The 16,285-nt window shown below is 57.0% G+C and carries 9 protein-coding genes; 7 read left to right on the plus strand and 2 right to left on the minus strand.

Annotation, left to right across the window (positions count from 1 at the left end; genetic code table 11):
* Positions 1 to 373: 373 nt before the first annotated feature.
* The 5 genes from XI04_RS27355 (at position 374) to XI04_RS27375 (ending at position 7,574) form a co-directional block, all read left to right on the plus strand.
* Positions 374 to 1,210, plus strand: a complete 837-nt coding sequence (locus XI04_RS27355) for an SDR family NAD(P)-dependent oxidoreductase (protein WP_271595819.1) — start codon at positions 374 to 376, stop codon at positions 1,208 to 1,210.
* 182 nt (positions 1,211 to 1,392) lie between these two features.
* Positions 1,393 to 3,207: a nif-specific transcriptional activator NifA gene (nifA, locus tag XI04_RS27360; protein WP_271595818.1), complete on the plus strand. Its 1,815-nt coding sequence runs from the start codon at positions 1,393 to 1,395 to the stop codon at positions 3,205 to 3,207.
* A 503-nt stretch (positions 3,208 to 3,710) separates the two neighbouring features.
* Complete coding sequence (locus XI04_RS27365) at positions 3,711 to 4,577, plus strand: electron transfer flavoprotein subunit beta/FixA family protein (protein ID WP_271595817.1); 867 nt, start codon at positions 3,711 to 3,713, stop codon at positions 4,575 to 4,577.
* 1,111 nt (positions 4,578 to 5,688) lie between these two features.
* Positions 5,689 to 6,912 carry a GFA family protein gene (locus tag XI04_RS27370; RefSeq protein WP_271595816.1) on the plus strand — a complete coding sequence of 408 codons (1,224 nt, stop codon included), beginning with the start codon at positions 5,689 to 5,691 and terminating at the stop codon, positions 6,910 to 6,912.
* A complete protein-coding gene (locus tag XI04_RS27375; RefSeq protein WP_271623829.1) occupies positions 6,909 to 7,574 on the plus strand; it encodes a 2OG-Fe(II) oxygenase in 666 nt (221 codons plus the stop codon). The genes XI04_RS27370 and XI04_RS27375 overlap by 4 nt, the downstream gene beginning before the upstream one ends.
* Positions 7,575 to 8,708: 1,134 nt before the next feature.
* Here XI04_RS27375 and XI04_RS27380 read toward each other — a convergent pair.
* Complete coding sequence (locus XI04_RS27380; RefSeq protein ID WP_271595814.1) at positions 8,709 to 10,001, minus strand: peptide ligase PGM1-related protein; 1,293 nt, start codon at positions 9,999 to 10,001, stop codon at positions 8,709 to 8,711.
* Between the two features lie 1,050 nt (positions 10,002 to 11,051).
* On the minus strand, positions 11,052 to 12,065 hold the full coding sequence (gene trpD / locus XI04_RS27385) for an anthranilate phosphoribosyltransferase (RefSeq protein ID WP_271595813.1): 1,014 nt from the start codon (positions 12,063 to 12,065) through the stop codon (positions 11,052 to 11,054).
* Positions 12,066 to 13,781: 1,716 nt separating this feature from the next.
* Between trpD and XI04_RS27390 the strand changes: the two genes are divergently transcribed.
* Both XI04_RS27390 and XI04_RS38900 read left to right on the plus strand, forming a co-directional pair.
* Positions 13,782 to 13,988 carry a hypothetical protein gene (locus XI04_RS27390; protein WP_172789412.1) on the plus strand — a complete coding sequence of 69 codons (207 nt, stop codon included), beginning with the start codon at positions 13,782 to 13,784 and terminating at the stop codon, positions 13,986 to 13,988.
* Between the two features lie 1,842 nt (positions 13,989 to 15,830).
* On the plus strand, positions 15,831 to 16,238 hold the full coding sequence (locus tag XI04_RS38900) for a DUF7694 domain-containing protein (RefSeq protein WP_442868186.1): 408 nt from the start codon (positions 15,831 to 15,833) through the stop codon (positions 16,236 to 16,238).
* Positions 16,239 to 16,285 lie beyond the last annotated feature (47 nt).

The raw sequence follows: 16,285 nt of genomic DNA on the forward strand, positions 1-16,285 counted from the left end.
AACAAAATCGACGATTGACGAATCTGACGTGCGGGGCTGGTACGTCAGTTTTGGAGTTAGCGCGGCAAAATGACCGTGGTCGCTCCCGAGCGATCTTTTGCTTTGGCCAGGCGCCGACAAGTCTCAGGCTCATTTCGTTGCGCGATCAAGAAAGCGAGCGCGGCCCGTACCCCTGTGATGAAGCAGGCGAGTGTGCTAGAGAGCTTACGTAGCTGATGTGCCATCGTTGTCACAATGCACACCCACGACTGTCCGAAATCCGCCAAATGCTCGGCCTGCGCGACGTTAGGACGCAAAACGGAAGTGATTTACCTGCACCGCAGTGGCGCAAATCCTGCTACGCGTGCGCCGGCGCAACAGTAAGGAGGCGGCCTTGGGTCTCGATCTGCCGAATGACGATCTGATTAGAGAGCCGCGGGCCGAAACACATTTTGATTGCCTCGTTCACGCTGATAAAGCGCGTGATGATCGTAGAGAACGGAAGACGATGTTGCTCACCGGGGCATCACGCGGAATTGGTCATGCCACTGCCAAGCTCTTCTCGGAGGCGGGCTGGCGCGTCATTTCTTGCGCACGCCAACCTTTCGACAGCGAGCGATGCCCCTGGGAGCCAGGGAATGACGATCATTTCCAGATCGACCTCAGCAATCATCGAATGCTGCCGCGTGCGATCACCGAGGTCAAGAAGCGCTTGGCTGGTGCGCCCTTGCACGCGCTGGTGAATAACGCCGGTGTGTCACCGAAAACGCCCACTGGGAATCGGATGACGTCATTGACCACGTCAACCGAGACCTGGATGGGGGTATTTCATCTTAATCTGGTGGCGCCGATCCTGCTGGCGCAGGGTTTGTTTGACGAGCTAAGAGCCGCGTCAGGATCAATCGTAAATGTGACTTCAATCGCAGGCTCACGGGTGCATCCGTTCGCCGGTAGCGCGTATGCGACCTCGAAGGCGGCGCTTGCGAGCCTCACACGCGAACTGGCCTATGATTATGCGCCGCATGGCATTCGTGTGAATGCGATCGCGCCGGGCGAAATCAAGACCGACATGCTGTCGCCAGACACGGAAGCCCGTCTCGTGCCTAGTATCCCGCTGCGCCGAGTGGGGACCCCGGATGAAGTGGCCAAGGTCATCTTCTTCCTATGCTCGGATGCGGCGAGTTACGTCACGGGAGCCGAGGTGCCGATCAATGGTGGGCAGCATTTGTAAAGTCGCCGCTCTGGCGATCCAGCTGACTTGCCTTGCAGCGGCGCGTATGTTCTCCGCTGACGACGCGCACACGATCCGCAAAAAGTGAAATGAGGGCACATTGCAAGTGCGGTGTCGTGCCATAATCAGGTGTCACGGTTCTATGTCATCTCGTCAACACTTGAGGCTAGATCGAGAGTGACATGCAGAACGAAGCTCGCCAATCCCAACATGGCTCAAGGGAGGATAATCAAGACAACGGAGATAGGCTCATGCTGCATATCCCACCCTCGGAACGACCTGCCTCGCAACCGGAGCCGGAGTGTAATCCCTCGGGGCAGCCGTCGTATGAGAGTGCGCTGGCCGGCATCTGCGAAATATCGAAAATAGTCAGCGCTCCTGGCCGGCTCGAAGTCACGTTGGCCAAGGTCCTTGGCCTGCTGCAATCGTTTGTGCAGATGCGACACGGCATCGTCTCACTACTGGACGATGACGGCATCCCGGAAATTACAGTTGGCTCCGGTTGGAGTGAAGGCAGCGACGAACGTTACCGCACGTGCCTGCCGCAGAGTGCAATCGCCCAGATCGTGGCAACAGACAGGCCTTTTGTTGTCGAGAGCGTAGCCGACGAGCCGGCCTTCAGCGCTGCGGACCGGGAGCTTCTCGGCGCCTCCGACAGCATGCCCGTATCGTTCATTGGGATTCCTATTCGTATTGATCCGAGGGTGGTCGGTACGCTGACGGTAGACCGTATCAAGGACGATAGTTCCAGTCTGCGGCTCGAGCACGATGCGCGGCTGCTCGTTATGGTCGCCAACTTGGTGGGGCAAACAGTGAAGCTACATCGCTTGTTGGCCTGCGATCGCGAACGATTGCTAGTGGACAAAGACCAGCCACAGAAGATCGTTGAGCTTGGGGTGGCCGCTCGCGAGCGCAAGAAGCTTCACGCCCACGGGATCATCGGCGACAGCCCCGCGCTGAGCGGGCTGCTCGAGAAGATTGCGGTTGTAGCCAAATCGAGCAGCACGGTTCTGCTGCGCGGCGAATCCGGCACCGGCAAGGAGCTCGTAGCCAAGGCCATTCACGAGTCCTCGTCCCGTGCTAAACGACCGTTCGTTAAACTGAATTGCGCGGCTCTGCCTGAGACGGTCCTGGAATCGGAATTATTTGGCCATGAGAAAGGTGCCTTCACCGGTGCGGTAAGTTCGCGCAAGGGGCGCTTCGAGCTTGCTGACAAAGGGACGCTATTTCTGGATGAGATCGGAGAGATCTCAGCTCCGTTCCAAGCGAAGTTGCTGCGAGTTCTGCAAGAGCAGGAGTTTGAGCGCGTCGGCAGCAATCACACGCTTAAAGTCGATGTTCGAGTCATAGCTGCGACCAACAAGAACCTTGAAGAGGCCGTCGCAAGGAGCGAGTTCCGCGCGGACCTCTACTATCGTATCAGCGTAGTTCCCTTGTTATTGCCGCCGCTGCGCGAAAGACGCAGTGATATTCCGCTGCTAGCCCGAGAGTTCCTCAGAAAGTTCAGTAGCGAGAACGGCCGTACGCTCACCCTGGAGGCCAGTGCGATCGAGGTACTGATGAACTGCGGGTTTCCGGGAAATATTCGCGAACTCGAAAACTGCATCGAGCGAACAGCGACGCTGTGTACCGGGCCGTCGATTGTGAGAAGTGACTTTGCATGCTGCCAAGGCCAGTGCCTTTCCATGATGCTCTGGAAAACCACATCGAACGACAAGACTGACCTGGCGGTACCTATGCAACCTGCGCCTGCAAAGTCCATCACTCCGCTAGCTCAAACGGCGTTGCCGCCGCCGTCTGTCTACGAACCGGCCCCACTGCGACCTGCCGGCACAGCTCTCGTTGGTGGTGCGAGCATGACCGATCGGGAGCGGGTCATTGCGGCCATGGAGAAATCTGGCTGGGTGCAGGCCAAGGCAGCGCGCCTACTTGGACTAACCCCGCGCCAAATTGGCTATGCGCTCCGGAAATACGGAATTGAGATAAAGCGGTTCTGAACGACCACATCCGCCGGAGCCGCTAGTGCCAAACAGATACGTGAAGAATGATCCCGAAGAAGCAATCTACGCAACCGCAAGGGAAACGGCCGGCCTGAGGCAACGACGTGGCGCGCAACCTCGATTTGAGCGCCATGAGTTAAAAGAGCCTCACCTGCTGGCCATACAATCGCGAACCGTCCGTGGCTCGAACAGGTAACAACCTATCATCCCTATTCTGCGGACGAGTGAGTGACGATGCTTAACCGTCGATCAGCCCGATGCCGGCAGTGTTTGCGCGGCATTCATCGTGCGAGCATTCCTTGGTCTCTCGGCTGGCGTGCCGAGCGGAACGGCGTTGTCGGTGCCCTGACCTGTGTCGGCATTCGTTCGTCACGAAAGCGGGCTGGAGCGCGTTATCGCCCCGTTTAAGCCTTTGTGACAGCGAGCCGATTCCAGAACGGCGGCGGTGGTACAACACTTGCTGTTCTCTTCGTAGCTATCGCAACTTTAGGAGCATCATCGTGCACAATGTCGTCTGCATCAAACAGGTTCCGGACTCGGCGCAAATTCGTGTTCATCCCGTGACCAATACAATCATGCGTCAGGGAGTGCCGACCATCATCAACCCATATGACCTCTTCGCGCTCGAGGCCGCGCTTGAACTGCGTGATCGGTTCGGCGGCGAAATTACCGTGCTTACCATGGGACCGCCGTCGGCAGAAGAGTCCTTGCGAAAGGCGTTGGCTTACGGTGCCGATCGCGCCGTCCTACTCACGGATCGCTGCTTTGCTGGCTCCGACACGCTGGCCACAACGTATGCACTTGCAACTGCCATCCGGAAAATCGGGAAGGACTATGGCTCGACAAATCTCATTTTCACGGGAAAACAGACCATCGATGGCGATACTGCGCAGGTTGGGCCCGGCGTCGCAAAGCGAATGGGCGTAGTGCAGCTAACTTACGTTGCGAAGATCAGATCCTTGGACCTCGCCGCTCAAACGATTGAAGTGGAACGACGCTGCGAAGGTGGTGTGCAGGTGTTGCAAACCAAATTACCATGCCTCATCACCATGCTTGAGGCGACGAATCAAATCCGGCGCGGCGCGATGGCGGATGCCCTGCGTGCCGCGCGTGCCCAAATCGTGAAATGGAGCGCGCAAGAAGCCGGTGTCGAAGACACCTCCAACTGCGGGCTCAAGGGCTCGCCGACGGTCGTTAAGCGTGTGTTCGCTCCCTCTGCACGGGCCGAGAGAGCGGCGCTGGTTGAGGCCGCCGAGCAACCGGCGCAGGCGTTGATAGACGCAATTTTCTCACTTCAACCGAAGCTCGAAACCGATCTTGCGGCACTTGCTCGTGACGCTCGATCGGGAGAGGCTAGGCCATCATAGTAGATACACTCCAGGAATGTATCATCGGCGCACCCGTGGGGGTCTGCCTATCTTACCCGTCGAACTCGCGAGCAGCTGGGGCCGCATGCGCGGTAGATCACACGATCGACTCTCGGAGTCGCGCGGGATTGTCGGGGCAGAGGCAAAGGCGCCTGCGCATGTTCCAGGGGTGCCGTTCGGTCGTATTCGACGACTTGGAAGGCCATTGCATCTTCCCGTAACGGTCACGAGTGAACACGGAATAGCCAGGGACCCGGGTCACCGTACTGGCGGTGCCGTCTGCACGCCCAAAGCGCTGTCGCAGGCTGCGGGGCGCAAAGTCAAGGTATACGTCACTGTTGAAGCCAATCTCAGCGGTTGAGCAGACCTGTACGCATGTGAGCGGCCGCCGATTCTCCGCTGTTTGCTTTCTGACAGCGGCGCGTAGCCTCTGACACTCGCGATGAGGAAGCGTCACGGCCGTTGTATCATCTTGGTCAGATCTTACGGAGCGAATTCAAGAGTTGGCATGATGATTGCTGTGAGTCACCAAGAATTTAGAGGTGGTAAGAACAGGCGAGGGTCGCTTTCAGAGGCTTTGTGCCGCCCGGAGAGGTATGACATCAGGGACCAAAGGCCTTAAGAGCATCATACGTACAAACTGGAGTCTACAATGCTGTCCCAGGCTGACGGTGGTTCGGCGAAATGGCGCGAGCGGCAACCGCGAGGGCTTGATCCGTTCGCTCAAGATCGTGAAAGCTGCACGCGTGCCGAGCGGCAAGGCACGCCACTCGCGCACGCGACATTAGCTTCAAAATGGCCTGGGGGCGCAGTATCCGTTTGAGTCTCCGCGCGAATGCTAGTCGTGGCGGGCATTGCGGCGCCGGACTGCTGGTGGACAGGAATCCAACCGGATTCCCGGCGCTCCAATAATGATCGCATTCCTTCGATGCTCATGAGCTGCACTGAGCATGCCGCTGTCTGCGTTCGCGGAGCAAACGACAAATAGTCGCCTAGAAGGCGAACGCGATCATTGGCCCTTCAAAGCCAATGAACCTGGGACGGTTAAAAGTTGGCCGGGGCACGAAGTTGCTTCGTCAAGGACCGTCCGCTTCTCATCTGCAGGGGTCAAATGACATCTCAAACGTCTCGATTTGCCGCGGATCAACCTCCGAAGCTTTGCTACGAGTACTTGACCGAGCAAGCGCGAGCCTTGTTCGGCACGCATCCGTTCGCCTCGCAGTTGTCCGAAGATCAGGCCGCCAGCCTGCTGCCCGAATACCTGGCGATGTCACAGGCGTTCCCGTATCTGCAGGCGGGCTCACAAAGGGACCTCATATTCGATGCAATGTATCACAATCGGGATATTGCGAGAGACATTGAGGTGACCAGCGTGGTCGCGAACTTTATCTGTTGGGATGAGACCGGTGGCCATGGCCGAATTCTCCAGGGAGGCAATGCCGCGCTACCGGATATTCTGTTGACAGAAAACTTTCACTCCAACCTGTTGAAGAAAGATGCCTCCCGACTACTCGGCCGAACAATACTGCCCAACTATAGCTCTAGGACTAAGCAGTATCTGCATTCTCTCTACGCCGGATTGTCATCGAAAGACTCCCTCGTCCGTTGCGCTTACATGGTAGCTTTTGAGCTACATGCTGCGGACATGATCCAGTCGCTGTGGACCGCCCTGGTCAAAACGTTTAAGGCGAAGTCGGAAGATCTGGAGTATTTTCGCAGCCATGTGGGCGGAGAAGATCCCGCTGAGAAGTACCACGGAGAAATGACAGGTCGGTTGATTGGCGAACTTGTGCAGCCTGAACGTAATGATCGGTTTTTGAATGAATTCCTCCGGGCCTATGGGCTCAGCGTCCAATGGTGCCGCGATCTCACTTCAACTGCGGCACGCGCGGTGGATGATCACTCTGAGATCGAACATCATGGCAGTTGCCATTGTGGCTCTGTCAAGTTCTACGTCAGCGCGCCGCGAGAGCTCTCTGGAGTTCGTTGCAATTGCTCGATTTGTCAAATGTCTGGGTTTCTTCACTTGCTAGTAACTGGCGATAAGTTACGCATCGAGCGCGGTGAAGAAGTCCTCACGACATATCAGTTCAACAAGAACATTGCTCGGCACACGTTTTGCCGGGTTTGTGGGGTAAAGCCATTCTATAGGCCGAGGTCGAACCCCTCCGGGTTCAGCGTAAATATTCGATGCCTGGATAGAAGGACGGTCGCACTCGCAAGAATAACCGAGTTCGATGGCGAGCATTGGGAGAAAGCATTCGTCTCAATGCACAAGGACCCGGAGTCCTGCTTCGAAGATCAAAGGAGTGAGCTCGAATGGCGCGCACAATGAGTGATAAATCCCGCCAGCTTTCACAGGAAATGCTGACAAAGTACCGCATAGAGCTGCTAGTAAAGGGGACGGCCGTTATCGCCCCCCAGATACTGTTCACTCAAGCCGACTTGACCAAGATCGATCAGCTGCAGGCTGAGATTCCCGAAGAAGAAGTGCGGGAGGGAGATGCCGGCGACTTGCACAGCGTCTTTGTCAAGCGCATAAGGGTAGATCCACCAGGTCGCGCGCCTAGCAACGTGGATGGTGCAGCTTCAGGGCAGATTATGGAGCTACTTGAAAGTAAAGACCGCAGCTTCGCGCTAAGACAGATCTTCGGAGCATCCTCAGATTACGTGGTTCGCCGGTGCCAAATGCATCGTATGCCGCCTGGGTCCTTTGTGGGCATCCATTTGGATGCGAAGAGTGATCCGGATTTTGAGTACGCGGTGATTGTGCAGCTAGCGCGAGACTTCGAGGGGGGTGAGTTCGTGGTATATCCTACCAGGTACGAACAGCACGTATTCCGACCACCATTTGGTGCAGTGCTTGTCACAACATGTAAGGTACGGCATGAAGTAAAGCCGGTGTCGAGCGGGGAACGCCGATCTCTCGTCTACTTCTGTTCAAAAAGGGGCGGCGCCAACCGCCGGATCGTCGAAAGTTCTAGCGCTCGGCTATGAGGTGGCGCGCCTGGTATGATTCGCTGAGAACCGAGTGGCGGGTGAGCTCTCCGGGAAATTTAGACGCTTTCACATCTTGTGGTCAGTGTTTCTCGTAAGGTGCGACAGTTCTGGTAGGAAGCCATGGTTAACATTGGTCCATGTACAGGCCACCACGTGCTATCCGAGCGAAAGTTGCATCTTTGTCGCTGGGTGAAACCAGGGAGGCGCGTCGGCGCTGCGCGATGCTGTATTCCGGGTAGCGCGGGGTTTCGCAGACTGTAGTGGCGAGCCTCTCGATTCCCAAGATGGGCCGCTTGTTAAGGTGGTAAGGTCGGGCACGCATCAGGCTAGGTCCAAGGAGCGTCGTGCTAAGGATCATGTGGACGCTCTTCTGAGATTGGGATGATGGCTCGACTACAACGAGAAGCTGGGCATAGCCGAGCTTCTTTACGAAACGAGTTAGAATGGCCGGCGAGCGTGGCGTCCTTGCCGGACTCGATCGTCTGCGCGCACCGCGCGCTACGGGCGGAGTCAGCATCGTTCGCAAAGCCAGGCCAATTCCGTCCGCCGCTGAAGCTGAGGTCTTGAGAGTGTACAGGTCGACTATCATCAAGGAGAACGAGCGGGAGAGCTCAGCTGCCTACAAGTATGCTCTTGCTGTTGGTAGCTTGGATGAGCTTCTGCGTAACAACCCTAGCCAGGGATTGCTGCTCAACGTTCCGATCGGTCGCTCGACGAAGATCTTTTCACTATAAGCTCAGCCCTCGTCCTCGCCGAAGATTGGTGCCGCACTCGTGCAGTTGCGCAAGTCGCCGGTTGCAACCGCAGCCGCTTGGGCATGACTCAAATCTCCGCCGAGAGAATGTCGGGTTGATGGACGCAATGCTCGCTTAGCGATGCCGTTGCGCAGGACTAGCTGTTGCAGCGATCGATCAGCTGGGTAAGAATATTCCTCGCGCAAGGTCACGATCATGATCCGACGTTTAGCATTAGGGATAAACCTAGCTTCTCGCCCTGTCCGGCGCTGCAGTTACTGCAGTCAGCCGCAGCGCCGAACCTATTTGCTCAAACTGTGCCCTCTTTTATGTTTGGGGCTGGGGAAAACGCTGTTTTTGCGCGGGGCGGTGAATTGAGCGTGTGAAGATGTGTTCGCTAGGACCTCAACAGTCGGTATTGCTGATCGTGGGCCGCGGCCCTGTCGGCCGCAATCACAACGCACTCCACGGTACCAGCCTTTTCGTCGGCGGCAAGTGGGATCACGCCTGTCTTACGTGTGCGGTCGAATAGCAATCCCTCTTTGAAGAAGCGATCATGCGCCGCACGAAACGATGGTGATCGTACATTTCTTACAGTTAAAATAACGTTGCGACTGGAATAGTCGGGGCCTAGTAGCCGAATCGCAATGTTGTGTAACACCGAGCCGCCACCCCAGCGGCCGTTTGCTTCATTGAACAGCAACCGTCCGTCTTTGGCGAAAATCGCGTCGATGTTGATCATTCCGCGATAGCCAAGGTCTCTCGCTAGCGCCACAAATCGGTAGGCATGCTCCTGGGCAGTCAACCACTGCTCGTTCTCTAGATCGCTGGGAAGCTCAAGCCCTGTCCAGATGAGAGCCCTTTCGGCCCGATCTGTGCTTTTATGCAGGCGTATGTTTCCACTATTGATGAAAGCGATTGATGCATCATCCTGGATTGCATACTCGAGATAAAACAAAGACCGGGCCAAGTGGTATGATTCGACGACCAGCGTCTTACACGATGCTGTTGTGATCTCGGAGTAAAGCGCGTCAGGATCAAGCGAACGCCAGGAAATCCACCGAGTATCTCTGGCGCCAGGTAGGGGATCGCTTTTGCTGCTCGTTAAGATGACATTTCCGACCCCTCCAGCTCCATTATCCAACTTCACGATGACCCTGCCGGTCTCGGATTTGAGGGAAGTGACTGCTTTTAACAGTCCATTTGGATCTGTCGCGACACATCCGTGAGGCAGCGGAAGTGCTACGCTTGTTGCCAACTGACGGAAGTGACTCTTGCGATTCAGTAAATCAGGCCCGCGCTGCAGGGCGAAGTCGTCGCCAATGTTCGGTATGCTTAGTTTGGCCGCCAGGTGTGCGACGCCTTCAGTAAAGTAGCAGGGGTACAATCGCCAGGTGGATTGTTGACGAATATGTCTTTTAATTCGTGCGACAACAGTGTCGGACAGCAACGCGTAATCATCCAGGATGGTCGGTTGGCGGCTCGTTGGTACAAGCAGGCGAAGACTCGATGCATCGAAATCCAGCGTCGCGCCAATGAAGGATAGCAGATCTGCCGGGATCACTACCGGGGAGACGATCAGGTCACCCTCCTGAGCAAACCACGCTGAACGGAATGCCGAGCTGGCGGCCAGCGAAAGTTGAGCCTTTGTTAGATGGGCGCCCGACATCTGAGGCGTACCGGCATTCATAATTAGAATCCGCGGCATTCGCGAACCTCCGGGCATCTGGACTTGATCAGGATGAATGGCCATGGCAACCACGGTCGAAGGGCTTTGCGGTGGTCCCGATTGCGGCGATGGTCATCGGAGATAGGGAGCATGACCAGCGATCGGTCCGCCGATCTGACCGGCTGAGTCACCCGAAGTCCTTCACACCCATGTAGGTAACACCCCACGAGCCTACGATTTAACGTTACGTCAGGTTCAAGCCCCTTTTTGCGGGCGGCTCATGCCCGAAGAGGGCCCCGGAAGAGCTGGTGTTGCAAGCATCAGCGGTGCCCTGAGGGGCAAGCCTTTGGCTGAGGCCTTTGAGGAGCGATCCCGCGAATGCGCCGGAGGCGTGTCCAACGAATGACCCCAGTCGCCGAGTTTCGACAAAATCTAGAATTGGTCAGGGTGCGTATGCGAGCCATCACATCGATGGCCAGTCCGACAAGGCGAGATGAAGTGGCCCGGAGAAATCGCCATCCGAGCCACCGCTGAACGAGCGAGCAGCTCGAATCCAGGCTTGGCCGCAAGCATTTTGAAGCGTGGCGTAGAGCGCAACGCCGGCCTGCTAGTGTCTCTCCGCATCCGGACCTAATTTTCTCTCAGGAGAACACGCCGCTTTGCTTCCAAAAGATGCCCATCCAGCGTCTCGTGCAGCGCACGCCGCAGCTCGGGCGGGATCGAGCTATCGGTATCGATCAATTCTCGAAACTTCCGAATGATGTGTTCTATCGTTGCGATGGTTCCAAGTGTTTCAATCCTTTGCCACGGCATTTTCGATTGTCTCCTTTGGCGCGTTGCGCACGCTTCGTCGAGGGTCCTCACCTCACAACTGGGCCTCGAACAGCCTCTGGTGCACCAAAGGTTGGCTGTCGGGCTGAGTGTTCAGCGCGAGCTCTTTTGACCAGAACTTGCGCAAGCGGCGCTCCCTGAGAAATCGGCAGAAGTAACGCGCATTCCCGGCTGCAACAGTTTTCCAGCGCGTAAGCTGCACTATTGATCGCAAGGATGCGGCACCAACGAGCTCGGCTGTCAGGCGTTCGAAACCGTGATCAACCGATTCAGTCGAGCGGCTGCAGCGCCCCGATCAAGTGATTCTTGTCCGAGCGCCACGCCTTCCTCTAGGTTCGAGGCCCGCCCGGCCACCACCAGTGCGGCCGCCGCATTCAGAAGGGCGGCATCACGAAAACGACCTGGCACGCCATCGAGCACTTTTTGTATCGCAAACGCATGAGCCTCGACATCACTGCACTCCAGCGCATCGGCGCGGTAGCGGGGGAGCCCGGCTTCTTCCGGCGTGACTTCGAACGTGCGGACTGTACCCGCCTCAACCGCAGCAACAGAGCTTGTGTCGGTGAGGGATAATTCATCGAGCCCGTCCGAGCCATGAACCACCCATACCGCATCGGCGCCAAGGTTCTTCAAGACTTGCGCCAGAGGCTGGACCCATTCGGGAGTGGACACTCCAAGGATATGCCGCTTGACCCCGGCTGGATTCGACAGAGCCTCGATTAGATTGAACATCGTGTGGGTTCCAAGTACGCCCCGGATCTGCCTGATGCGCTGCATCGGCGGGAAGTCGGGTGACGCAAACACGAAGCCAATGTCGGCTTCGTGCACACAACGTGCAATTGACTCTGGCTTGAGATCGACCTTTACGCCGAGGTGCGCCAACACGGCTGCCGTGCTGGAGCGCAAAGATGCAGCGCGGTTAACATTCTTGGCGACGGGAACGCCGACGCCGGCGACGATGAACGAAACGCACGTCGATACGTTCAGCGAACACATAACGGTATCGCTCGTACCAGCGATATCGATGGGATCACATCGCGTCTCGACCTTTGGCACTCTATTTCGCATTGCGGATGCGGCGCCGGTGATTTCCTCGACCGTCTCGCCGCGGACCCTCATCCCAATCAACAAGCCCCCGATCTGCGAGGGAGTTGCGTCGCCGGACATCATGCTGTCGAAGGCTGACGCGGCCTCCTCGCGGGTCAGAGTGGCGCCGGTGGCAACTTTACCGATGATCGATTTAAGCGGTTCCATCGAACTTTACACGTTCCTTCCAAACTAGGGTCCGTCCGTTCAGCCAGCCCTCTTCACAACGCGTGCGCTGCTGCGGCTGCCGGTCTATCCGCACTCGCTCTGCCGCACGATTCCTTGAGGCGAGACGTCGGATGAACGTGGGGTCTGTGGCCACGCTACAACCTGACGCTACGTGAGGGTCAAGCTCTCTCCACTTCGATGCGGCTCTCGAGAGGACATCGGCGGCTAGTCAGACCACTGAGTTGCTTGATGCGAGGATAATAGCTCTGTCTCGCGCCCGCTTTCTGTCGATGTTCCGGCCGGATCACAAGGCGCCGATTTCCGGTGCCGCCGTGGCGGAACCGCAGAGCGGCTTCCGCACGTGCTATGAATATATTGATGCCAATTCCAGACTGAGCTTAGCTGGCTCTGCGAAATGACTCCACGCCACTATAATGAACCTGCGCATGACTGCCTCCAGGAAGCGATCGACGCGTCCGTTAACCGGCGCCGCATCAAGTGGCGAGCCGTTCGGCGAACCCACGTGTACGTGTTGTACGTCAAGCTGGGACGACTTCTGGAGAGGAGTCGGAGGAACAGGTCGCAGCATCTTCACTTCGACCCGCCGCTCTTATTGCCGATATCCCGCCCGGAGATCACGTAGCGACATTGCTGACTGAGACGGTCTTGCTTGGATCTGAGGCAGGCAGTAATAGCGGTACGATCTGGTATGTGACTGCTACAAAGTCGGAATACGTCTCCCATGCAGGCCTCTTTCTCGTCTGCGGTCGGTGTTCGATCACTCGCCTTGACCGGCGCAAGCATTGCAGTTGCCATTGCTAGGCCTAGAGCGATATCGCGGTAGTAGAGTCTGAGGTGCGGAGCCAACTGAATTCGTTGTTTTTGCATCATGACATTCCTTCTGTTCGGCGGAGCTAGTTATTGTTCTTTCTGCCCGGAACGCATCACGTGCAAAACGGGAAACAGGCGGATCTGCTTAGCTGTCTGCAAGCTCGTTGCTCTACTTTTGCCGTTCTCACGTAGGGGACTCGCCACGATGCCGCTCGAACCGCCCCCTGGCCAGCTCTGCCGAAGCATAGAGATCAGAAAGAGCGGATGTGCTTTGTCGTTGTTGATGATGCGCTCGGCCTTGCAAGAGCGACCATGATGACCGGCTGACACAATGTTTGGTGTCATCGCGCTTCTGTTCCACTTTGGTTGAAGAGGTTGGGCGGGGTTATCTGTGAGTTAGGCTGCGTCTTGCGTCGGGTCAGGGGAGGCTGCGGTGCTCGGACCATGGCCGCGCAGACCTCGTAACCCGCGATTCGTTCAGCAGAAGCTGGAATAGAATTCGAAATCGGAGGCAGGCTCGCGCCTGTATGACGTGAGGCTCTCTGTTCGGTCGTTCCGGGCGATTGTAAATACTTGAGGCATTCCAATGATCGTGAACTGTCACGCGACTGATTGTCAGAGGTGATCCCCACTTGTCCAGAACCCTACAATCTAACGCTGGGTGCGATTCAAGTCTTTCGGTGGGAGCAATGGTCTGAAGCCGTCGGTTGCTGTGCATTCTTCGTATGAGCATCGACTGCAATGCGAATTCGGCCGTTTCTGAAATGGTTGCTTTGGACTGGGGGCTGACTGCTTCGGCAGCCGGTGCCACGAGCGTCGCTCCTACGTGATGATACGGAGGGTCGCTGTCGCAATTCGTTGATCTACGGATTGCATGCTCTCGGCATGAATCCGAAAAGTAAACTGTACCAGCCCGATCACTGGCGAGGCCGCGCGGAAGCAACGCGAAAGAAAGCGGAAGCGCTCATCGACGGAAAAGCCAAAGACAGGCTGCTTAAAATCGCATTGGAGTACGACAAGTTAGCGCGGCGTGCCCACTTCTGGCAGATGCGCAAGAATGAGGACGATACGTGGCCTGAGCAAGAGCTGTAACGTCGCTACCGTCCTCTCTAGCCGACCCAATGGCTAGATACCGATCAGCAAGAAAGTTGACTGCCGCCTGTACGGAGCATTGAGTGAGCCAGAAGGCAAGGCGCCTGACCGTCCTATGCCACACCCGTGAGTGCCCAGCCGGCCGCTTGGCCAACCTTCCTCCAGGTCGCCTGGTTTCGTCAGCTTCTCGAAAGCTAACCGTCACATAAGGCGGATACGGGCACTAGTCCTCCCTTGCAGTCGATCCGTCGCGCCTCACTTGGAAGACCGGATGCCACTCGCCGCGGACGCGTTGAGCTGTTAAAGGTCAATTTCGCGTTTCCTCACGCTGCAGCGGCACATCAGTGTGCCAAATTCCAGACATTTGGGTAAGTCGAAATGCCCTTGCGATCGCCAGAGCAGCGCACTCAATGTCCAGGTAGCAGCGCGAAGCGCCCTGGCACCAGTTTGTTCGCAGCGGTGGCAGCCCGGGGTCGCGAGGGGCGCCATAAGTCCATCGGGGCGTGTGCCATGCGCGAGAGTGTTTCAGAAGAACGCCGCGATGACTAAGTAGATCCCGGCCCAAAGCAGCGCATTTATGAGGAGTGCGGCCAGAAGCCACAAGTTCCACCTTTTCTTGGGTCGCCGGGAGGGACGATCGGCCCCGATATGCATGATCGTTCGGTGCTTTGTTGCGCGCCAATGTGTCGTTTCGTTATGCTGAGCGCCGGTCAACAGAAAAATGCCAAGCTTTGCATGCCTCCCATCACTCATAAGTTAGCAATCCTCTTTTCATTGGGCATCAGAACCGATGTTCGTGCGGCGGCCGTCCGGCCGATTCATTGCTCGTGCATTTTCGCTACAGCGAGGTCGCGTTCTGTCAGCACAGCAAGCGACATGCCACTAGGTAGAACTGTCTGCAGCGCTTTTGATGCGGTGGATTGGTGACACGGAGCCATTGCGCGACGTCGGAGTCGCGACATTCATGTCGCAAACAACACCCGCATTAGCGGTAAAAGGTGAGCGGTTCTCGAGCGCCATGCCGTGGACAACGCGTTAGGGGCTGCATCTTAGTGGTGCAGGAAAAGCGGCGACATTCGCAGTTGGAGCGATGAGATCGACTAACCATTGTTCCTGACCGTCAGCTTACGACCAAGATAGCGGGCGATCCGCCGAAGGGTTCAGTGCAAAGAAAGGGCGACCTGCGTCCGCGGCTATGTGTGTGCCGATTTGGACGCCATAGAACTAACAATCTTCACATAAATGGCGCATTAGGACTGTTCAGCCTTGGCGAGGAGGCCGTCGAGTGATGAAGTACTCCGTCATCAGGCAGCAATGTCACCCCGATCTATCTGGTGCCACTACTGGTGTTGCGAGCATGATGAGATCTCGATGTCGTCGCCAGCAGGGGAGCATGCCATGATGAGGACCAATTCATTGAAGACGAGGTGACGCGTCAAGATTCGCCGATTTCGACTGCTCATGCGGGATGTGCGCTCCGCCGGCGATGAGCGGTGAATACTGCCTGGCATCGATGACAAACTGTTTCGCCTCGGAGAGACTGAATGACGGACTTAAATAAGTAGCAGCAGGTGCAATCGGCGGCTCGAGTCGCCCGACGCGCAGATAGTGGTACCGCTCATGCTCAGGCAACCGGCGGTCCTGGGGCGCAATACGTCTTAGAGCAATAATCAGAGGAGAGTGAGTGATGATACACATCTACGGCTTTCGCGGATGGCGCGCTGTAGAGTGGTTTAGGAGCGCTGGGTCGAGGACCGAGCAGGTTAAGTTGTCACGAGACAACGTCATCTACGTAGACGTCAGGGCTATCCGAGAGGCAAAGGAGCGGGCGTGCGAGCGCAGATGATAGACAAGCTGGAGGCCGGCCGCGTGCAACACGGCCGGTTCGCTACCGCTCCAGGGTCAGGCCCTCGCGGTCTGTTCCTTGTGCAGGGGCCTTGTGGGTGTGAACTCAAGATAAGTGCATTTGTCCGTCCTGGCTGGGAGCACGTCGCTGTTTCGACCCCGCGGCGCTGTCCGAACTGGGACGAGATGTGCTTTGTGAAAGACCTGTTCTGGGATGAAGAAGAGTGCGTCATGCAACTGCATCCGCCGCATTCGAGGTACGTGAATAACAGCCGATATTGCCTCCACTTGTGGAGGCCCACCTATCGAGACATTCCGATGCCGTCCCCAAGCTTCGTAGGTGTCGTCGGATTAAGTCCCTCAGATGCGGCAACGTTGTTCGCGCGAATGAGCGCGACAGCATGACAGCCTGAGCTGACAGAAGTCGAGCAGAAGGTGAGGTCGAGCAGGTG

It is taken from the genome of Bradyrhizobium sp. CCBAU 11430 (genome assembly GCF_028128855.1).
GTDB classification, from domain to species: domain Bacteria; phylum Pseudomonadota; class Alphaproteobacteria; order Rhizobiales; family Xanthobacteraceae; genus Bradyrhizobium; species Bradyrhizobium ottawaense.